Origin of the sequence: Streptomyces albiflavescens (genome assembly GCF_014645835.1) — a bacterium.
Taxonomy (GTDB): domain Bacteria; phylum Actinomycetota; class Actinomycetes; order Streptomycetales; family Streptomycetaceae; genus Streptomyces; species Streptomyces albiflavescens.
This window is the reverse complement of record NZ_BMMM01000036.1, coordinates 17,025-36,894: the sequence shown is the minus strand read 5'-3', so window position 1 is coordinate 36,894 and position 19,870 is coordinate 17,025. Positions and strand designations below refer to the sequence as shown.

The window sequence follows — 19,870 nt, the reverse complement described above, 5'->3', positions numbered from 1 at the left end:
CCCGAGTCAAGGCTCCCCGACGTCCATTGTGAGGCATCCGCATGTACGACGCCATCGTGGTGGGCGCGCGCTGCGCCGGCGCGTCCGCCGCCCTGTTGCTGGCCCGTGCGGGGTACCGGGTACTCCTACTCGACAAGTCGACGTACGGCTCCGACACCCTCTCCACGCACCTCGTCCACCAGCCCGGGATCGCGGCACTTGCCCGCTGGGGGGTGCTCGAGCAGGTCCGCGCCTCGGGCTGCCCGCCCCTGGAGCGCACGGTTTATGAGGTCGCCGACATCCACATCGAGGGATGCGCCCGGGGCGTGGCGGGGCAGCAGGCGGGGTTCGCCCCGCGGCGCCGGGTCCTGGACGCGCTGTTGGTGGACGCGGCTACCACGGCCGGCGCCGAGTTCCGCGAGCGCAGCCGGGTGACCGGCCTGCTGCGGGACGAAGCAGGCCGGGTGGTCGGTATCGAGGGCCGACACGGGGACCAAAGCTTCGCCGAATCAGCGCATCTGGTCATCGGCGCGGACGGCATGCGATCCACCGTCGCCCAGCTGGTCGCGGCACCGTACAACGCGCGGGACCCGCTGCTGACCTGCGCGTACTACACGTACTGGCCGGACGTGCCCGCTGACCTGGAGCTGTACGAGCGACCCGGCGGCTGGGTGGCCACCGTCCCGACAAACGGCGAGGCCACCCTCGTTTTGGCCTACTTCCCGCAGTCCCGATTCACAGAAGTCCGCACAAACGCACGCCACGCCTACCAGGAGCAGATTCGCGCCACCGCGCCCGCGCTGTACGAGCGGCTGCGGGACAGTGAGCCCGCGGAGCGCCTGCGCGGCAGCGGCGACCAGCAGAACTTCTTCCGGCAGGCGACCGGACCTGGCTGGGTACTCGTGGGCGACGCCGGACATCACAAGGATTCCATCACGGCACGCGGCATCAGCGATGCCTTCCATCAGGTAGAAAGCCTCGTGGGCGAGGTGGGAAGCACGCTCGGTGGGAATCCGGCGCGGCTCGACGCGGCCCTGGCCCGGTTCGCCGAGGGCCGGGACAAGGCACTCGCCCCGGGCTACGAGGCCACGCTCAGCGTCGCGCGGCTGGCTCCCCCTCACGAGCAGAGGCTCTCCCTGCTGCGGGCGGTGCAGTCAGATCCAGAACTCGTCGCGATCTACCTCGACGTGGTGGCCGGAATCGCATCAGTCCATGACCTCTACACGCCCAGGCTCCTCGAACTCCTTTGATCCGCCCCCGATTACCGGCCGGAGACCGGGCTCTATCGCCACAGTGTCGGGCAGCCCAACTGCCCTGAAGAAACTACCCAGTTGCCCTGGCCCTAGTGTGACGCTGCGCGATGATCCTGATACGGTGCAGCTCGCGCCGACCTTCAAACAGACTGAGCCACTCACTGCGCGGGGACCGACGGTCGCGTATCCCTATCCCCACCCGTGTATCGCTGCTGCACGAGGAATTCAGATGCCAGGCAACCGCGACCGGCGGACACGTCACCGCGCCGCTCCGCGCAGATCTCCGCGATCCTCGTTCGTCGTCCCATTCGTCGTTCCCTTGGTCTGTCTGACCGGACTGGGGGGATACACGGCGGCCAGCCTCGTCAACGAGCACGTCCAGCTACAGGCAGACGCGGACCACGTCTCGTCAGTCGCCAGGCCGGTCCAGGAGGTACTGGCGCGACTGCAGGACGAGCGCCGGCTCACCGCGGTCTGGCAGGCGAACCGGACGGGCTCCGCCCGCGAGGACCTCGACGCGGCCCGCAAGAAGACTGACGCAACGGTCTCCGACTTCCGCCGCCGGATCTCCGCGCCGGACACGGCGGCGCTCAACCGGCGCGTCCAGGCGCTCGACGGCGCCCTGGAATCGCTGACGGACCGCCGTGACGCGGTCGACGCACGGACCCTGTCGGCCTCCGGCAGTTTCGCCTACTTCACCGCCGGCGTCTCCCAGTGCCTTGCCCTCCTCACCGAGGCGGTACGCAGCGCCGACGGGGAGCTCGGGCGCGGGGGCACCGCCACCGTGGCCCTGGCACAGAGTACGGAGATGCTCGCTCGCGAAGACGCCCTCCTGTCCGGTTCCCTGTCCGTCCGCCGGATTTCTGTGACAGACAGGGCCAGGTTCGGCCAGTACTTAGCCGGGCAGCAGGCGAGCCGGGCGTATCTGATCACACGAGACCTTCCCGGAACGGCGGCGACGCAGTACGGGCACATCACCAGCAGCGCGCAGTGGACCACGCTGGGCGCGGTCGAACGGGCCGTGACCGGTGGTCAGGGCACCTCCCTGCCGAAGCAGGCCACATCGTGGACGACGGCTGCCGGCAGTGTGGTCGGCAGCTCCCGGACGCTGGCCGCCAGCTCCCTGGACAGCCTGGCGGACCGAGCCGACGATCGCGCCGACGAGTTGTTGCTGGCCGCACTGATGGGCAGCGCAGTCACGCTTGCTGTCGTGGCCGGCGCCGCCGTGCTTGCCGGGCGCGCCCGGCGCTCGACACTCGGCCGTCTCGCCGAACTGCAGGAGGAGACGCAGCAGTGGGCCATGCGCCGACTGCCCGAGACCCTCGCCCGAATAGAGCGCGGCGAGCGCGTGGACCCCATCGCGCTTGTCCCGTTCAGACCGCAAGCGACCGACCAAATCGGGCAACTCGCCACCGACATCGACCAACTGGTGCGCGTCGCCGCCCACTCCACGATGCGACAGTCCCAGGGCCGCCAAGGCACGGAGAAGGTCGTCGGACAGCTCATCCGCCGCGCCCAGACCCTCATCCACCGCCTGATCAAGTTGCTGGACGACCTCGAGCGCAAGCACGAGGACTCAGACCTCCTCAAGGACATCTTCCAGGTCGACCACCTGGCCACCCGTGTGCGGCGGCACACGGAGAACCTGTTGATCCTCAGTGGTGCCCCGCCCGGCCGCCGCACCACCCCGCCCACTTCGATCACCGACGTGATGCGTGGCGCAGTGGCGGAGACCGAGCAGTACACCCGGGTACGGGTGAAGAACACCCCCGCCGACCGGCGGATGGCCCTTGCCAGCCGGGCGGTCGGCGACGTTACGCATCTCCTGGCAGAACTCATCGAGAACGGCACCAGCTTTTCCCCTCCGCACACCCAGGTGACCGTCAGCGCGACACGGGTCGCCAAAGGCCTCGCAGTGCACGTCGAGGACCAAGGCCTCGGCATCAAGCCGGAACAGCTGGGCCACGCCAACGAGCTGCTCGCCAACCCGCCCCGGATCGACATCACGGCCCTGGGCGAAGATCCGCGACTGGGACACTTCGTGGTGGCGCAGCTCGCCGAGCGGCACGGCATCAGGGTGGTCCTGCGCGAGTCCGACTACGGCGGCACACTCGCCCTCGTGGTCCTGCCCGCCGCACTTCTGGAAGTTGTCCCCTCGCCCGTCCTCGATCAGCTGCAGTCGGCGGCCGTCACCACCGGCCGGGCCGTCGTCGAAGACCCTTCACTCACGAGCGCGAGCGAGCGGGCGTACACCCGTCAAGACGTCCTACCGAGCGTGAGCGCCGGCGCGCTGGACGAGGTGGTCACCCACTCACCTGTGCCGGACCACAGCGGCTTTCCCGACTACGGAGGTGCTGGACTGTTGCCCCCCGCGTCAGGACATCACGAACTCCCAGCTTCGGAATCGGCCGGATGGACGCCCCGCGAGAGCGACCCTCCGCTGAGCCGGTCCGGTCCACGGGCAGGGAGTACGGAGCATCCTGCCGAATCGTCCAGGGAACCAGCCGAGGTGCCGGGGCCGGAACTGCCGCGTCGTCAGAGACCACCCGCGCGGCCGGAACCCTCCCGGGCGACTGCAGCACCGGACACAAAGCCTCTGCACACGCTCGATGTTCCCGAAGTCCTGCCGCAGCGTGTCAAAGGCGCCAACCTTGCGCGGGAGCTACGGCGAGAGGCAGCAGCGTTGCAGGATCCTGCCGTCGGCGAGAGCCACAACGCGTTCCTCTCCCCGGAGGCAGCGGCCCGCGCGATGAGCGCCATCGACGCTGGACTCAGACGGGCCGGGACGGACGACGAGCGGCACGGCCCGTACGCGCGGCAGGACGAATCGGCTGACCCCAGTGCCAGCGAACGGTGAGGACGATACGCAATGACTGACACAGTGCACAGCGGAGATCAACTGGACTGGCTCCTGGACACGTTGGTGAACCGGATCCCGGAGATCCAGTGCGCTGTCGTACTCTCAGGAGACGGTCTCCTCATCGGCAAGTCCCAGAGCATGCAGCGCGACGACGCAGAGCATCTCGCCGCGGTGGCATCAGGCGTCCACGCCCTGGCACGCGGCGCCTCCCACCGCTTCCAGGGCGGACTGGTCCAGCAGTCGGTCATTCAAATGGAGCAGGCGGTCCTGTTCATCACCACCGCAGGCACAGGAGCCCGACTGGCTGCGATCGCCTCGCAGGAGGTGGACCTCGGGATGCTGGCGTACGAAATGGCCACACTCGTCAAACAGGTGGGCCAATACCTGACAGCGGCACCTCGCGTACAGTCCCCGTCCGGCGGCCCCGCCCAGGATGCCTAACTCACGATGGCGTGACGGCCCGGAAGACGGACGCTACTTGAGGCCGTACGCCATCACCCGCGGGCGCACCCACCATAGTCAGCACGGGTTCGCACTGATCACGCATGTTGTCACGCGATCTGACGATGAGGTTCAGCCCAGTCATCTGGAGCCGGAAGCAACCCAGATCCTGGAACTATGCCGGAACCGAGCGATGGCCGTCGCCGAGATCGCCGCAGAACTGAACCTGCCAGTGAGCGTGGTGAAGGTGCTGTGCGGCGACTTGCTCGACGCCTCGCTGGTCCTGGTCCAAGCGCCGCCCGGGCGGGACAACCAGCCAAGCGTAGAAGTCATCGAAAGGGTGATAAATGCGATCCGCGAACTCTGAGCCGGTCATGCCCACCGCACTGAAGATTCTCATCGCCGGCGGCTTCGGCGTGGGCAAGACCACCATGGTGGGATCGGTGAGCGAGGTCGCCCCTCTGCAGACAGAGGAACGCATGACCGAGGCGAGCCTCGGCATCGACGACCTGGCCGGCGTGGAGGGCAAGGCGTCAACGACGGTGGCCATGGACTTCGGCCGCATCACGATCGGGCCGGAACTGGTGCTGTATCTTTTCGGCACGCCCGGGCAGGACCGCTTCTGGTTCATGTGGGACGACCTGGCCACGGGTGCCCTTGGCGCGGTCGTCCTCGCGGACACTCGACGGCTGGAGACCTCGTTCGCGTCGATCGACTTCTTCGAGGAGCGCGAGATTCCCTTCGCGGTGGCCGTCAACTGCTTCTATGGACGTTGCGGTAGCTCGGCCGAGCAGGTGCGCGCGGCACTGGACCTCGACGCGGCCACACCAGTCCTCCTGTGCGACGTGCGCGACCGTGACTCCAGCAAGGACGTCCTGCTGAAGGTACTGGGAGCGGCACGCGCCCGGGCGGCCGCCCGCCTAACGTCGGTCGGCGGCGGCTGAAGACTGGGGCCCCCGTGGTCGGTGCAGTCCCGTCATGGGTTCCTCGGGGGACCATCCACGCTGTGGCCGGCGAGTTCGCCCAGTCCGCAGCCGATGTCGAGGGCGAGCCCGCCCTGCGGGGCCGGGGCGTGTTCGGTAAGCAGTTGGCGCTCGGCGTCGCCGAGGTGCCGGAAGGTCTTGCCGCTCGCGTAGTGCGTATCCCACTCGTCGGACGTTGTGTATCCCACCGGTAAGGCTCCTTGCCTGGTTTGGGGGAGGTCAGAGGCGAGGCCAGGGCTGGAGACCGATCGAGAGGGGCCGCAGGTAGGGAGTGGAAGACTCACGGTGAGCGACAGATCTACACCAACCCTTGGGTGAATCTGTGTCTGGTCGACGTCCAGCAGCCTGATGGGCGCAGGTGGGAGTACCACGTCGTTCGCCTGCGGCACCTGGCCGTGGCCGCCGTGGTCAATGACCGCCAAGAGGTCCTGAAGATGTGGCGGCACCGCTTCATCACCAACTCGTGGGCCTGGGAGCTGCCCATGGGGCTTGTCGAGGAGGGCGAGTCTTCCGCGGTCAGATCATGCGCCAGCCCACCAGCTCCAGCACCCTCCCCTCCCTCGTCCTGCGCATGCTGGAAGACCTCCACGTCGAATCGGGGATGCAGGTACTGGAGATCGGAACCGGCACCGGATACTCAACCGCCGTGCTGAGCACCCGGCTGGGCGAGCAGAACGTCACCTCGATCGAATACGACGAGGACGTGGCCGCACGGGCAGGGACAGCCCTCGGCCGACTCGGCGTGTACCCCACGCTCATCAACAGTGACGGCCTCCTCGGGCACGCCGACAGCGCCCCGTACGACAGGGTCATCGCAACCTGCAGCGTGCACACGGTTCCTGCGTCCTGGATCGAACAGACCCGGCCCGGCGGGCTGATCCTGACGACCACCGGCGGCTGGCTCGGCTCCTCGGAACTTGCGCGCCTGACGGTCCACGACGACGGCACCGCGTCCGGGCCTGTGCTGAGCGGTCAGGTCAGTTTCATGCTCGCCCGCCCGCACACACCGCCCCCCGCTCGGCCTGCTTCCCGATCTCAGCGCGGGCAAGGAGCGCGAGGCCGTCATCGGAGCCGACGTCCTGCACGACTGGACGTCTCGCTTCGTCGCGCAGTTCGCCGTACCGCACGCGCAGCGCCTGACGATGGAACGCGACGGGCACACCGAGGACGTTCTCGTCGACGTTGCATCCGGCTCGTGGGCTGCCCTCTACGAGGAAGACGGCCATTGGACCGTGCGGCAGGACGGCCCGGATGCCCTCTGGGACGCCGTCGATGAGCAGCTCGGCCGTTGGCACGCCGCCGGCACACCGGCGGCTGAGGATTTCATTGTTAGCGTTACCCCGCAGGGCCAGACCATGCACTGGTAACCCCAGGCCGGCCCCGCTCGTCCGCTCCCCCCGAGGGGGATGGGCGGGGCCACTGAACTTGACGGCGACACGGCCGGCCCAGTGGGACGCCTGAGCGGCGCGACCAACGGCATGAAGGACCGCCGGTGTTCTCGACGGCGACTGGCTGTACTGGACCGACCGCGGCGCACCACCGGGCGGTAACACCCTCAACCGGGCACCCCTGCCAGCGGACGGGGAAGCGGGCCGGGCACCCGAGATCCTCGCAGACGGCTTCCACGAAGCGATCGGCCTGGCCCTCGACAGCCAGGCAGGCATCGCCTATGTCTCCGACCTCGCAGGCCACCTGCACGCCGTACCCCTGCCGGACGGACCGGCCGCCCACGAATCGCCTCGCCAGATCGCCTCACTGGGCCCGCTGACCGGCCTCGCCGGGCCCGGCTGAACCATCACGCCGCGGCAGTCACACCCGCGCGCACCTCCCGTACGGCGCGCCGCAGAGCTGGACGAACGCGTCGAAGCTGCCCCACGCCCGTTGGCTCCGCCCCGGGGCGCCGCGCACCGTGGGGCGCTCCTACGTTCTGCTCCTGATGATTGTTTCCCGGACGATGCTTACGACGGTGCAGTCGTCCGCCGACATGACAGCTTTTCCGCTGGGGTCCGCCCGCGGAGACCGAGTACGGACCGGTGCTGGCCCTCGACGACGTGATCGGCACCAAGGTCCGCGCGCTCGCGGACGGCGGCGCGGTCCGCGACCTCGACCTCATTGACGCCCACGCCGCCTCCCAGCACCGCACCACCGCCGACCTCGAAACGCTCGGCCGCCGCCACGCACGCTTCGAGTTCAGCCTCCAGGACCTGCGCGACCGCCTCAAGGGTGCCGAATGGTGGGACGACAAGGACTTCACCGACTACGGCCTCAATCCCGGGCATGGCCGACCTGCGTGCCTGGGCCCTCGCCTGGGCAGCCGAGCTTGACGCCCGCCTGTACGCCGAGGAGAACCCGGACGAGGTCTGAGAGTCGTACGGCGGTCCCATCGGTCGCCGCGCGTACGGGCCGCCGGCTGCACAGCTTGGGGCACTGGCAGGTGTCGATGACGCCAGGCCCTCCTCATAGCACAGGCCTGGGGCGTTTGGGGCACGCTGCGGCACTTCCGGCGCAGGGGTGGCCGGCGCGGTTAACGTGGTCCTGCAGGCGCAGGTACCGGTGAGCCGACATGTCGCTGGTGTCTGTCGAGATCCGTGAACCACGACCCGGACCCCTGCCCCCCAACCGTCCGCTTGCGGTTGCCTGTTGCACCCGCCTGATCCTCCCCTAGCTGTACCTGGGCTTTGCTGTCGGCGTGGAACTCAGTTCTGACCTTTGTGGTCGAACTGAGCGGTATCCGCGACCGGTTCGACCCCTGTGATGAAGGAGTCGAACCGGTGGATGTGCTCTCCCTGTGGATCCTGGCCGCGGCAGGCGTGGCAAGCGTTGTGCTGTTTGCGGTGCGTGGCGTTTTGGATCAGCTTCCGCAAGTCTTCGCGGCCTGGCACCGGGCTCGGCGCGCAATCCGCGAACGCCCCGACGGTGACGATCAGTTGTGAAACGCACCCGCCGTTCGCTGACGCAGCCGGCTCGCTTCGGCCGGTGCGACCTGGGCATGCCGCCAAGCATGATCACTGTCCAGAACCGGGGCGAGTCGTGCTCTTCAGAGCACCAGGTCGCAGTACGTCTTCGGGGGGCGTGCCGAACTGGTCGCGCCAGGCCACGGTGTTATTCCCATGGCCGCGGCCATGCGGACGCCGGTGACCAGGGGATCGGCCTCTCAGAGTGCGTAGAGCTCCTCGATGTCCGACGCGTACGCCCGTACGATCGCGCCCCGCCGCAACTTGAGCGACGGTGTCATGAGGCCGTCGGCCATGCTGAACTCGGCCGGAAGAATCCGGAACGCCCGAATGGACTCGGCCCGGGACACCGCGCTGTTCGCCATGGACACGGCCCGCTGGATCTCCGCGTGCAGTTCGTCGTCGACCGTCACCCCCTGCGCGGGCGGCGACAGCCTCCTCCGCAATCGGTGCCAGTGCTCCGACGCTTCGGGGTCCAGGGTGATCAGGGCCGCGATGAAGGGCCGGTTGTCGCCGACCACGAGGCACTGGGAAATCAAGGGATGCCGGCGCAGCTGCTCTTCCAGGATCTGCGGGCTGACGCTCTTCCCGCCGCTGGTGACGATGATGTCCTTCTTGCGTCCGGTGATCACGAGATGGCCGTCGTCGAGACAGCCCACGTCGCCCGTCGCGAGCCAGCCGCCGCGCAGCACCGCCTCGGTGGCCTCGGGATCGTCGTGATAGCCGGAAAAGACGACATCGCCCCGGACCCAGATCTCCCCGTCCTGTGCGATGTGGACGGCGCAGCCCGGCAGCGGCCTGCCCACAGTGCCGAACCGGGGGTGGCCAGGCGGCTGGCTGGTCACCGCGGCGGTGGTCTCCGTGAGCCCGTATCCGTCGTGGACGATGATGCCGGCCCCGGCGAAGAACAGGCCGAGTTCCCGGTCGAGGGTCGACCCGCCGGAGGTGGCATGGCGGACTCGGCCGCCCAGCACGTCCCGCAGCTGCCCATACAGCAGACGGTCGAAGACCGCGTGCGCGGCCCTGAGCATTGGCCCCGGCCCTGGGCCCTGGCCTTTGTCCCGACGCTCGACCTCCTCGGCATGGCGCACGGCGACGTCGACGGCCCGCCGGAACAGATCCCCCCGCCCCGCTTCCTCAGCCGTACGACGCGCCTTGTGGAAGATCTTCTCGAAGATGTACGGCACGGCGAAGACGTAGGTCGGCCGGAAGGACACGAGGGCGGGCAGCAGCACCGCGGGCGCGAGGTCGGGCTGGTGTCCCAGCCGTACGCCGCCTCGCATACAGACCACTTGCACCATCAGGCCGTAGATGTGGGACAGCGGCAGGAACGCGAGAACGGACGGCTGCTCCCCCTGCTCGGCGAGGATCCCCTGCCAGCCCTCGTACAGGGTGTCGCACTCGGCCGCGAGATTGGCGTGGGTGATCACGCAGCCCCTGGGCCTCAGTCCGGTGGTGCCCGAGGTGTATGCGATGGTGGCGACCGACTGCGGCGCCACCGCACGGCGGTGACGGTGCACCACGGTGTCCGGGACGTCCTGCCCTCGGTCCGTCAACTGCCTTACGCAGTCTGCGTCGAGCTGCCAGATCGAGCGAAGCAGCGGCAGCTCGTCGCAGGCCGCACCCACGGTCATGGCGTGGTCCTCGTGCTCGACCACGACGGCCACCGCCTGCGCGTTCGACAGGATCCAGCGGACCTGGTCGGCGGAGGAGGTGGGGTAGACGGGTACGACCTGCGCGCCGATCGACCACAGCGCATAGCAGAACAGCGTCCACTCGTAGCGCGTCCGGGACATCACGGCGACCCGCTCTCCGAACCGCACACCGTCGGCCAACAGCCCCTTCGCCAGCCCCATGACCTCGTCACGGAACTCGGCCGCGGTCACCGGAAGCCACTCGTCGCCGTCCGGTCCGCTGCTGCGCCGGGACAGCTGTAACAGTTTCGGGTCGCGTTCGGCCACGTCGTACACCGAGTCCGCTAGACCACCCGTTGGCAGGGGCTCCACGATCGGCGGAAGGCTGAAGTCACGCACGGTACCCCCTCGTTGAACCACCGCTGTGCCTCGTCCCGCGACGGCCAGAGGCGAAAAGTACCGGCCACTGATGTGGCTGCCTAGGGGCTTGACCATGGCAGGTCTGCGCAATCGGCCTGCGCATTCGCGGCCGTGACCATTGCGCACACCTCACCCCGTCACCCCGAGCCATTAACGGGCTGACGACCGGTGAGGTGAAGGCCCGCCTTGCGGGAGGCTGTGGCTGTGAGCGCGGGTGGCTTACATGTCATATTAGGTTGGGTGGCATACGGGACCTACTGATTGGCCTGGCAGGTACGCCGTGCGTTCCTGTGGGGTGAGCTCGCGGTTGACGGCACGGCATATCTTCCGGATGGCCGCATCAGGTTGGGGCAGGACGACATTCCACAGCCGCGCTGTGCTGTCGGTGCTGCCTGTGGCGAGGGTGTGTCCATCGGGGCTGAAGGCCACCGAATTCACCAGGTCGTTGTGTCCGGTGAGGGTGGCGATGGTTTTGCCGGTGGCGATGTCCCACAGCCGTACGGTGAAATCCTCGCTGCCTGTGGCGAGGGTGTGTCCGTCGGGGCTGAAGGCCACCGACGTCACATCATTGGCGTGTCCGGTGAGGGTGGCGATGGTTTTGCCGGTGGCGATGTCCCACAGCCGTACGGTGAAATCCTCGCTGCCTGTGGCGAGGGTGTGTCCGTCGGGGCTGAAGGCCACCGACCTCACTGAGTCGGTGTGTCCGGTGAGGGTGGCGATGGTTTTGCCGCTTGCGATGTCCCACAGTCGCACCGTCTTGTCGGCGCTGCCTGTGGCGAGGGTGTGTCTGTCGGAGCTGAACGCCACCGAATCCACCGAGTCGGTGTGTCCGGTGAGGGTGGTGCGGGTTTTGCCGGTGGCGACGTCCCATAGGTACACCATGTAGTCGGTGCCGCCTATGGCGAGTGTGCGTCCGTCGGGGCTGAAGGTCGCCGACGTCGCCAGGTTGCCGGCTCTGGTGAGGGTGGTGCGGGTTTTGCCGGTGGCGACGTCCCACAGCCGCACCGTGAAGTCGAGACTAGTTGTGGCGAGGGTGTGTCCGTCGGGGCTGAAGGCCACCGACGTCACCATGGCGGTGTGGCCGGTGAGGGTGGTGCGGGTTTTGCCGGTGGCGACGTCCCACAACCGCACCGTTTTATCGCCACTGCCTGTGGCGAGGGTGCGTCCGTCAGGACTGAACGCCACCGACTCCACTGCGGCGTTGTGTCCGGTCAGAGCGGTTTTGCCGGTGGTGACGTCCCACAGTCGCACCGTCTTGTCGGCGCTGCCTGTGGCGAGGGTGCGTCCGTCGGGGCTGAACGCCACCGACTCCACCCATTCACTATGCCCGACCAGGACGGCGCGGGTTGCACCGGTGGCAATGTCCCACAACATTGTGATGTTTTCGATGCTGCCTGTGGCGAGGGTGCGTCCGTCGGGGCTGAAGGCCACCGACGTCACCGCCTCGTTGTGGCCGGTGAGGGTGGTGCGGGTTTTTCCGGTGGTGACGTCCGACAGTCGCACCGTGTGATCGGCGCTGCCTGTGGCGAGGGTGCGTCCGTCGGGGCTGAAGGCCACCGACATCACCGATTCGTTGTGGCCGGTGAGGGTGGTGCGGGTTTTGCCGGTGGCGACGTCCCACAGCCGCGCCGTGTGGTCGAGGCTGCCTGTGGCGAGGGTGTGTCCGTCGGGGCTGAAGGCCACCGACGTGACTGCGTGGTTGTGGCCGGTGAGGGTGGTGGTGGTTTTGCCGGTGGCGATGTCCCACAGCCGTACGGTGAAATCCGTGCTCCCTGTGGCGAGGGTGTGTCCGTCGGGGCTGAAGGCCACCGACGTCACCGCAGCGTCGTGGCCGGTGAGGGTGGTGCGGGTTTTGCCGGTGGCGACGTCCCACAGTCGCACCGTTTTATCGCCACTGCCTGTGGCGAGGGTGCGTCCGTCAGGACTGAACGCCACTGACATCACCCAGTCGTTGTGGCCGGTGAGGGTGGTGCGGGTTTTGCCGGTGGCGACGTCCCACAGTCGCACCGTCTTGTCGGCGCTGCCTGTGGCCAGGGTGTGTCCGTCGGGGCTGAACGCTACCGACTCCACCGCGCCGGTGTGGCCGGTCAAGCGCCGATACAGCGGGAGGGCTGCCGCCGCTCGCAGGCTTGCAATGGACTCGGGAGTGTGGCTGGTGCGATATGCCTGAACAGCCAGCAAGGAGGCGAGTTCGGGGTTCGCTCCCATGAGAGTGTCGGACTGGGTAGCGAGCTGTCTCGACAACGCTGCTTGCTCTCCGACTACTGCCCTTTGCTGTTCGGCTACTGCTCTCCGCCACTGCCACAGGGCACCTCCTGCGGCCACGAGTGCGAGTACGAGCAGGGATGCAAGGACGGTGTTGAGGCGTCGACTACGCCGGATGACAGCCTGTTGGCGCTGCTTGCTTGCAGCGAGAAAGGCCGCAATGTCGCCTGGCAACCGGCGTTGCCGGCCCCATTCGAGGCCTTCGGCCAGTGCGGTTCCCCCCAGCAAGTCTCCCGGGTCAGTTGTTGCAGCCCAGCGGGCCTGCCGCTCACGGGTGTTGTCGAGCCAGTCATGGAAGCGGTGGTCCTGACCGACCCACTCGCGCAGTGCGCCCCAGTCACGGATGAGGGCCTCATGGACCAGTTCGGCCACCGGTTCCCCTGGAGGGGTCTCGGGGCGTTCAGGCGCGCGGAGTGTTTGGGTGGTGATGATGCGATGGCGCGTGAGGGAAGCGATGACGTCGTCGACGGCTTCCTGGCCGCCCGGTCCGCCGCCAGGGTCGGCGGCCAGGTCGCGTAGCTCGTCGAGGGGGACCTGGGCACGTACTGCGGGCACGTTACGGCTCGGGTCGGCAGGGTGTACCAGGGAGGTCAGGATCCGCCGAGCGATGGGCCGCTGCTCAGGGGACAGGCTCCTCAGGACGTTGTCACACCACGTGGTCAGGCTTCCGCTTACCGCGCCGATGCGTTGGTAGGCCCCGTGGGTGAGGTATCCGTCCTGCCGCCGAAGCCACAGCTGGCTGAGTGTCAGCTCCAACAAGGGCAGCACAGTGACTGGCGCCTGCCGGGATGCGGCTGCCTCGGGAGTGATAGCCAATACATCGGCGATGATCTGCTCCGGCAGTCCAGGCTGCAAGTGGAGCCCCACATTTTGGGCGGGCAGAGTGATGATGTCGTGCAGATCCTCCTGGCTCAGGGTTCCCGGCACATTGAGCAGTCCTGGCATCGCGACGTCCAGCAGCTTGGGGGCCACAGCGGCCAGCTGAGGATAGAAGTCGTCACGCATCACCAGGATCACGCTGAGCTCGGCGTCGGAGCCGGCCACTGCGGTGATCTCGTCCATGGAGGCCCGGCGGCTGTGCTGCCGGCCGTTGGCGGGCTGGGTGAAAAGCTCTTCGAACTGGTCGACGACCAGCAGGACGCGCTGACAGCCAGGGTTGGCTGCGAGTTTGCGGGTGACCGCTTTGGCAATCCCATCCGTGGCCGCCCCGGGCAGTTCGGAACGCTCGATCTCGGCCAGCAGATTCTGCCTTGGCCGGACAAGGCAGTACAGCCATCGGTCACTGCCCGGCAGGGCACCCGCCGCCAGGGCACGCTGCACACCGGCCTGGATCAAGGATGACTTGCCCGAGCCGGAAGGCCCCAGCAGCAGCGTCAGCCGCCGCTGCCGGTCCAGATTGGCAACGACCTGCCGCACCGCTTCTTTGCGGCCTTCGAACCACCGCGCCGACTCCGCAGTGAACGCCTCCAGTCCCTGGTAGGGGCACACGTCCTGCAAGACAAGTTCCGGCACGATCTCCCGCAGCACCTGCCCAGGAGTGGCATAGGCGATCCCCTGCCCCCGTTCATACGCATCGGGGGCGGTGATCTCAGTCAGCATGCCGATGACCAGGCCGGTCACCTCATCAAGGACCGGCCCGCCACTGAACCCGCTCGTCAGGTCATTGGCGGACGTCAACTGCAGGAGCGCGCCCCGCCCCCCAGAGCTCGGCAGCAGATCGCCGGCCACACCGAAACCGAAGTGCCCCTCTGGCGGCGCCTGAACGGGAAACCCGAACGAACGGACTTGATGACCCCGGCACCCCGCAGCGGAACCCAACGGCAACACCCTTCTACCCGCCGACATACCGCTGAGCCGGACGACAGCCACGTCCTCGCGCTCCGGGGCCCGCCACAAGTCCTCCGAGACAACTCCCTCGGCCCGGGGCGCCCCCTCCACGTGCGGGAAGGCCACATGCACTCTCGACCCCGGTCCACCCCCTGCATCCTCGATGACATGCGCACAGGTGACCAGGACGCCCTCGGTCACCAGAAAGCCCGCCCCGGCCACTTTCCCGCCCGGTCCCAGGACCTGTGCTACGGCAGCCGCCAGGTCCGGTGCGATGCCGCCACCCGGCATCTCAGCGCTCTCCACGGGTCAGCCTCGTCTCTCGCCTCCGTGAGCCTGACGGGCGTCGTCCATCGTCCACGACAGGGTCACCTTCAGATGGCAACTGGCTTGGCTCTTGGTAATCACAGCCCCGGCCTCGACCGCGAGGTCGACACCGAACTCAACCGCGACTTCGTCAGGGCACGCCTTGCGCAATTGGTCGAGTGTGACGCGCGCCGCCTCTGTGATCGGCTCCAGGGCACCTTGCAAAGTCACCGGCAGCTCGTGGATGGCATCGCTGATGCGTCCGGCTTTCACCGGCCCTTCCAGCGCAGCCCCCGACTCCTCGACCAGGATGTAACCCCCGCCCTCCAGCGGAATCCGAGTCAGAGGTGTCAAATTGCCTCCTCCAGCCTTTTCGCGCTCCCTCCTTCTCGGTTCGTACGCCGCCGAGGAAGGAGACATCGATCCGGATCTGGAATCCTGCAACAGCAGAATGTCCATTATTCTCTGACCAATGACGAGACATCAGCTGCACGAGAACGGCAGGGTCTGCAGCGACGTGCCTCGCCCAACATAACCGCGATGGCGTCGCCCGGAGTGATTCACCGCACCCGTTGATCGTCTCTCATTCATTTCGGTGAGGAAGGTCAACACCCATGTTATGTCGTGCGCTGTGACTGCACATCTCAGGGAGCTATCACCCAGACGAGGTTGAATCAACAACGGAAAATCCCCCTGACCTGTGCGGATGTCAACAACTATTTTGCGATCGGGCGCGTCATGAATGCTCATCAACTTACATATGTACAGGGAAGCAGCGGAGACCTCTTTGATTTCCTCTCGTTTCAGAATATGTCTAATGCCGCGATGGGGCGGCGAGGCTACACTGCCCGCCCAGGAGCGGACGGGCATGCTGTCGCCGGTGCGCGTAATGGAGCGTCACCGCAGAAGATGGTGTTCGGCGTTGAGGTTGCAGTGGCTCGGTGTTCCGCTTTCAGCATGCCTGGGCTGGTGGTTCGTTGAGTGTGCTGACCTAGGTGCGCGGTGAGCGACCCGCCGCCCGACCCGCCGCTCCCGTCAACAGCCGTATGTCCGATGCCGATACGGCGGCCCAACTGCTCGCGGACCGTCCGTGGCGCCCGAGACAGACTCATGCCGGGCTCAGGTGCCATGTTCGCGCACGGAGGCACCACCGCTGGAACGACAGCGCAGCACCGTGCCGCGTGCAAGGCCGCTCACCAGCTCCTGTTGCCCGGGTTGTGGGAGTTGCCATGACGCCTGCTGCGCGTGCAGCCACTGCCGGGCCTGGTCTTCGTCCGGCGCGCCGGGCCACCACACCACGCCCGCGGGCATTCCGTGAAGGTGGTGGCGGGTGGCCCAATAGGAACGCTGCCAGTTCAGCGGCCAGGGCGGGTTCCACCAGGTGTCCAGGGCAGTGAGCTGCCGGCCGAGGCGGGTGGGCTGGGTGGCGGTGCGCTGGGTGGCGGTGCGCTGGCGGTGGCGCTGCTGGTTGAGCCATTTGCCGAGAGTGAAGCCGTCATGGGTGGTGGGCTGGGAGACGGCCAGATGTCCATGCCGGGCCGCATAGGCGCGGGCGTGATCAAGGCCTTCCAGGAACCGCTTCTGCGTCACGGCCGTGAGCCCAGCACCGTGCCCGGCGCGCCGTGGCACCCAGACCGCGGGCCGCCATCTTGTCGACTCTCCTTGCTCCTGCGCGGCGACCGAAGTAGCGGTGGCCAACAGATGTCAATCCCCTCGAACTGTGGAGATCTTCTAAGCGGCCAGTTCCAAGGCGGAGTTGGCCCGGTGGTCGTGCTCGTAGTCGATCGGACTCTGATATCCACACACGCTGTGTAGTCGGTGCGTGTTGTAGAAGCCGGTGATCCAGGTCGCGATCCGAAGCCGGGCCTCGGTGCGGGTGGCGAACGTGTGTCGGTGGACGTACTCGACCTTGAGCACGCTGTTGAACGCCTCGCTGACGGCGTTGTCGAAACACGACCCGACGCGGCCCATGGACTGGGTCACGCCCAAGCGGCGACAGGCCCGGCGAAAGCGCCGGGAGCCGTATTCGCTGCCGCGGTCGCTGTGGAAGATCACGCCCTTCACGTCACCGCCGCGGGTGGCCGCGTCCATGTTCAAGGACGCCACGAACGGCGTACGCTTCCAGTGGACCAGGTGCGGGTGGGCACGGCAGCCGCTTCGTCATCTCAGGTTCCCCAGGCCGTAGTTGACACCTTCACCTCCCGGCCTACTCCCGCACGAACCCGCCGTCAACAAACCACCGCTAGCTCACCGGCGTACCCATCGTCCTGAACACCAGCTATAACGACCGCGAGCCCATCGTCGAAAGCCCCGCCGACGCGCTCGCCGCGTCCAGGCCTGCGACCTGGACGCGGCGTGCATCGGCCCCTACCTCGTCCAGCGGCCCTGACCCCTCTTCGGGGACTGCCACAGTGGAGGTATGGCGACCTCCATGCCGCCGCTGAGGGAAGCCGTCCGCGCCATCCTGCTCGACCCCGACGGCCGCGTCCTGCTGCTGCGGTACGACGAGAACGGCGGCTTCTGGGCCACACCGGGCGGTTCCCTGGAGCCGGGGGAGGACGACACCACGGCGACGCTCCGCGAGCTGCGCGAGGAGCTCGGTTGCGACGAGCAGGCGGTCGACCTGGGCGTGCAGCTCGCCGAGCGCAGCAAGGAGCACCTGGTGGGCGGCCGCACAGTCCGCCAGGTGGAGAAGTACTTCCTCGCCCGCGCCGGCGGGTCCGCCGTCGACCCGACCCGTGCCACGCAGCCCGACAACATCCGCGAATACCGCTGGTGGACCGTCACCGACCTGCGTCGCACCACGGAGACGGTCTATCCCGTAGGCCTCGCTGACCTGGTCGCCCGCGTCTGCGACGGCCACATTCCCCCGCATCCGGTCGTGCTGGCCTGATCCCTGACCTCAGGTCAGCTCGGTCAAGGCCAAGTGGCGGGATTCGAACTCCTTCGCCACGGGCCGGTACCGCATGTGGTCCGTCTCCTCTCGCGTCAGGTCAGCTGGGGCAGAACGTCCGACATGGAGGTGCAGGTGTCTCGGACGCCGTTGCTGTTGTGGAGGCGGTGGCGTTCCAGGCGGATCGCGCCCAGGTGGCGGGCTTCGTAGACGAGGGGGCGCCATGGCTGCGTAGGTGAGACTCAGCGACATCACTCTCCCGTGAAACCAAGCGTTCCCGCCGCTGAACAACGGACGTTCCTGAAACTCACCTACAAAGCCAGACCCGCCGAGCATGGCTGGGAGGACCAGCGATGGACCCTGGCCTGGATCAGGGTGCTGATGGCCTGGAGGTTCCGGCTGGACCGCTCGTCCGCGGCGGTGTGGCGGCTGATACACCGGCACGGCTGGTCGTGGCAGTGTCCTGCCCGCCGGGCGCTGGAGCGCGATGAGGGCGCGGTGGGCTTGTGGAAGATGGATGTGTGGCCGCAGGCGGAATGACTGCGGCGGCGCTCGGGGCCTTTGTCGTCTTCGAGGACGAGGCGGGGTTCTCGATGACGCCGCCGCGCGCTCGCACCTGGGGCCGGCGTGGGCACACGCCGGTGGTGCAGGTGCGGGGCTGCTCCTGGCGCTGCTGGTCGATCGCCGCGATGTGCTGTTACAAGCCGGGCGAGTCCTGGGAGGGCCGGCGGCGCCGGCGCTTCGGCGCCGGGGGCGGTAGTGCCCAATACGTTAGCCTCTCGAACCACCTGGTGGCCTCTGGCGAGACACCTTCTTGATCTCGCCGGGCGTGCGATGCAAGCGCGACAGAGTAACTTCATGGCTCGCGCGGTCGTCGGGCGGCCGTTGCGGGAGGCGTCACCTGGAGGAGGTGATGGCCGGTTCCGCGAAGCCGTGCGGCTTCGCGGCGGGAGAGGTGGCTGGCCTCTCTATACCGGCCATCGTGCGGCGTTCTGGTCCACCGGGCGTTCGTCGTTCCCATAACCAGAGGCCGCGGTCTTACGGTATCCCGTGTTCGACGCGGTTCGGTGCGCTGCAGTCAGGATGTGGAGGGGGAGCGGCGGGCGGCCAGTTCCTCAACGCGGGAGCGCTTCCAACGTTGTTGGCGCGGTCGGCCGGCGCTGCCGCGGCGGTACTCGTATCCGTCAGGCTGTTCGAGGTCGGGCAGATGCCCGTGCCCGAGCGCGCTGATGAAGCTGTCGGCGTTGTTGTAGCCGAGGATTTCAGCGGCTTCTGCGGCGCTGACCATGTCATCGTTTGCGTCCTGGTCGGCGGGAGGCAGCACGCCGCGCTTGCGCGCTGCCTCGACCACTGTGGCGCGGCGCCACTTCTTGCGGGCCGGGCCGCGGCTGCCTTCCTCCTTCACGAGGGCATCCGGCTCCGGCAGTTCGGGCAGGCCCCCCTGGTAGAGGACGCTGGAGAATGAGGCAACGCTGCCGTAGCCGAGCAGCGAGGCGACCTCGGCTGTGCCGAGCAGTTCGTCGGGGTCCCCCTCGACCGACACCTCCGGTAGCGCGGCACCCGGTGCGGACCTCCGCCGACCCTTGCCAGGCCGGCTGGTGGCCCAGGCGACGATTGTGCCGCGGCGCCACATCGGGCCGTCGATGTCCTGATCCGGCTCGGGGAAATATCCGGGTCGATCACGGAAGTAGGCGTTGATGGTCGACGTTTGTGTGTACCCGAGGAGCTGGGCCACTTCCCGTTTGGTCAGCAGCTCGTCCTGGTCAGCCTCGAGCACCGCCGCCGGCAGCGTGCGCTTCTTCGGGGCACGCTGGGCGAAGAACTGGGCGACCTCGTCGTGGCGCCAGAACCGCTTGCGGCCCTCGGCGTGCGCGACCTCGGGGAAACCGCTGGTCGGGTCGTTGCTCCACTCGCTGATCCGGGGCTTGCTCGTGCCGAACTCGGCAACGATCTGCGTGGTGTCCACGAGCCGCTCGGCCTGAGACATCTGGGCCCCTTTGGAAAGATCGGCAAGGTGATGCCGGCACCCGAACGAGAGCGGCAGGTTCGATAATG

General features: G+C 67.8%; 15 protein-coding genes and 4 pseudogenes. 11 read left to right on the top strand and 8 right to left on the bottom strand.

Features of this window, described 5'->3' with window-relative positions; translation table 11 throughout:
* The first annotated feature begins 41 nt into the window (after positions 1 to 41).
* The 5 genes from IEY95_RS48105 to IEY95_RS48085 all read left to right on the top strand — a co-directional run bounded on the left by IEY95_RS48105 (position 42) and on the right by IEY95_RS48085 (position 5,477).
* A complete protein-coding gene (locus IEY95_RS48105; RefSeq protein WP_189192673.1) occupies positions 42 to 1,229 on the top strand; it encodes an NAD(P)/FAD-dependent oxidoreductase in 1,188 nt (395 codons plus the stop codon).
* Between the two features lie 322 nt (positions 1,230 to 1,551).
* Positions 1,552 to 4,089, top strand: a complete 2,538-nt coding sequence (locus tag IEY95_RS48100) for a sensor histidine kinase (RefSeq protein WP_189192672.1) — start codon at positions 1,552 to 1,554, stop codon at positions 4,087 to 4,089.
* Positions 4,090 to 4,101: 12 nt separating this feature from the next.
* Complete coding sequence (locus IEY95_RS48095) at positions 4,102 to 4,533, top strand: roadblock/LC7 domain-containing protein (RefSeq protein WP_189192671.1); 432 nt, start codon at positions 4,102 to 4,104, stop codon at positions 4,531 to 4,533.
* On the top strand, positions 4,526 to 4,900 hold the full coding sequence (locus IEY95_RS48090; protein ID WP_189192670.1) for a DUF742 domain-containing protein: 375 nt from the start codon (positions 4,526 to 4,528) through the stop codon (positions 4,898 to 4,900). The genes IEY95_RS48095 and IEY95_RS48090 overlap by 8 nt, the downstream gene beginning before the upstream one ends.
* Positions 4,881 to 5,477, top strand: a complete 597-nt coding sequence (locus IEY95_RS48085) for a GTP-binding protein (RefSeq protein ID WP_189192669.1) — start codon at positions 4,881 to 4,883, stop codon at positions 5,475 to 5,477. The genes IEY95_RS48090 and IEY95_RS48085 overlap by 20 nt, the downstream gene beginning before the upstream one ends.
* Positions 5,478 to 5,509: 32 nt before the next feature.
* Here the strand turns inward: IEY95_RS48085 and IEY95_RS48080 are convergent, their stop codons facing one another.
* On the bottom strand, positions 5,510 to 5,704 hold the full coding sequence (locus IEY95_RS48080) for a hypothetical protein (RefSeq protein ID WP_189192668.1): 195 nt from the start codon (positions 5,702 to 5,704) through the stop codon (positions 5,510 to 5,512).
* A gap of 21 nt (positions 5,705 to 5,725) precedes the next feature.
* Between IEY95_RS48080 and IEY95_RS48075 the strand changes: the two are divergent.
* Together IEY95_RS48075 and IEY95_RS50030 are read left to right on the top strand one after the other, a co-directional pair.
* Positions 5,726 to 6,031: pseudogene (locus tag IEY95_RS48075) on the top strand (hypothetical protein); the annotation flags it as partial.
* 8 nt (positions 6,032 to 6,039) lie between these two features.
* Positions 6,040 to 6,351: pseudogene (locus tag IEY95_RS50030) on the top strand (rRNA adenine N-6-methyltransferase family protein); the annotation flags it as partial.
* A gap of 148 nt (positions 6,352 to 6,499) precedes the next feature.
* Here IEY95_RS50030 and IEY95_RS50025 read toward each other — a convergent pair.
* On the bottom strand, positions 6,500 to 6,811 hold the full coding sequence (locus IEY95_RS50025) for a hypothetical protein (RefSeq protein WP_229703868.1): 312 nt from the start codon (positions 6,809 to 6,811) through the stop codon (positions 6,500 to 6,502).
* A gap of 705 nt (positions 6,812 to 7,516) precedes the next feature.
* On the opposite strand from IEY95_RS50025, the pseudogene IEY95_RS48065 reads away from it, so the two are divergent.
* Both IEY95_RS48065 and IEY95_RS48060 read left to right on the top strand, forming a co-directional pair.
* Positions 7,517 to 7,880, top strand: a pseudogene (locus tag IEY95_RS48065) (nucleotidyl transferase AbiEii/AbiGii toxin family protein); the annotation flags it as partial.
* Between the two features lie 347 nt (positions 7,881 to 8,227).
* Positions 8,228 to 8,449 (top strand): hypothetical protein, encoded by a 222-nt coding sequence (locus tag IEY95_RS48060; RefSeq protein ID WP_189192692.1) that lies wholly within the window; start codon positions 8,228 to 8,230, stop codon positions 8,447 to 8,449.
* 221 nt (positions 8,450 to 8,670) lie between these two features.
* Here the strand turns inward: IEY95_RS48060 and IEY95_RS48055 are convergent, their stop codons facing one another.
* The 5 genes from IEY95_RS48055 to IEY95_RS48035 form a co-directional block, all read right to left on the bottom strand.
* Positions 8,671 to 10,503 (bottom strand): AMP-dependent synthetase/ligase, encoded by a 1,833-nt coding sequence (locus IEY95_RS48055; RefSeq protein ID WP_189192667.1) that lies wholly within the window; start codon positions 10,501 to 10,503, stop codon positions 8,671 to 8,673.
* 252 nt (positions 10,504 to 10,755) lie between these two features.
* Complete coding sequence (locus IEY95_RS48050) at positions 10,756 to 14,907, bottom strand: nSTAND1 domain-containing NTPase (protein WP_189192691.1); 4,152 nt, start codon at positions 14,905 to 14,907, stop codon at positions 10,756 to 10,758.
* A gap of 18 nt (positions 14,908 to 14,925) precedes the next feature.
* Positions 14,926 to 15,381, bottom strand: a complete 456-nt coding sequence (locus IEY95_RS48045; RefSeq protein WP_308429435.1) for a CU044_2847 family protein — start codon at positions 15,379 to 15,381, stop codon at positions 14,926 to 14,928.
* Positions 15,382 to 16,041: 660 nt separating this feature from the next.
* Complete coding sequence (locus IEY95_RS48040) at positions 16,042 to 16,512, bottom strand: helicase associated domain-containing protein (protein ID WP_229703862.1); 471 nt, start codon at positions 16,510 to 16,512, stop codon at positions 16,042 to 16,044.
* 141 nt (positions 16,513 to 16,653) lie between these two features.
* Positions 16,654 to 17,013: an integrase core domain-containing protein gene (locus IEY95_RS48035; RefSeq protein WP_444544776.1), complete on the bottom strand. Its 360-nt coding sequence runs from the start codon at positions 17,011 to 17,013 to the stop codon at positions 16,654 to 16,656.
* Positions 17,014 to 17,341: 328 nt separating this feature from the next.
* Here IEY95_RS48035 and IEY95_RS48030 point away from each other — a divergent pair, with 328 nt between their 5' ends.
* Together IEY95_RS48030 and IEY95_RS51170 are read left to right on the top strand one after the other, a co-directional pair.
* On the top strand, positions 17,342 to 17,815 hold the full coding sequence (locus IEY95_RS48030; protein ID WP_229703861.1) for an NUDIX hydrolase: 474 nt from the start codon (positions 17,342 to 17,344) through the stop codon (positions 17,813 to 17,815).
* A 318-nt stretch (positions 17,816 to 18,133) separates the two neighbouring features.
* A pseudogene (locus tag IEY95_RS51170) lies at positions 18,134 to 18,570 on the top strand (winged helix-turn-helix domain-containing protein); the annotation flags it as partial.
* A gap of 323 nt (positions 18,571 to 18,893) precedes the next feature.
* On the opposite strand, the gene IEY95_RS48020 reads toward IEY95_RS51170, so the two are convergent.
* The gene (locus IEY95_RS48020) at positions 18,894 to 19,802 is read right to left on the bottom strand and encodes a hypothetical protein (RefSeq protein WP_189192664.1); all 909 of its coding nucleotides are present in this window, start codon (positions 19,800 to 19,802) and stop codon (positions 18,894 to 18,896) included.
* Positions 19,803 to 19,870: the final 68 nt, after the last annotated feature.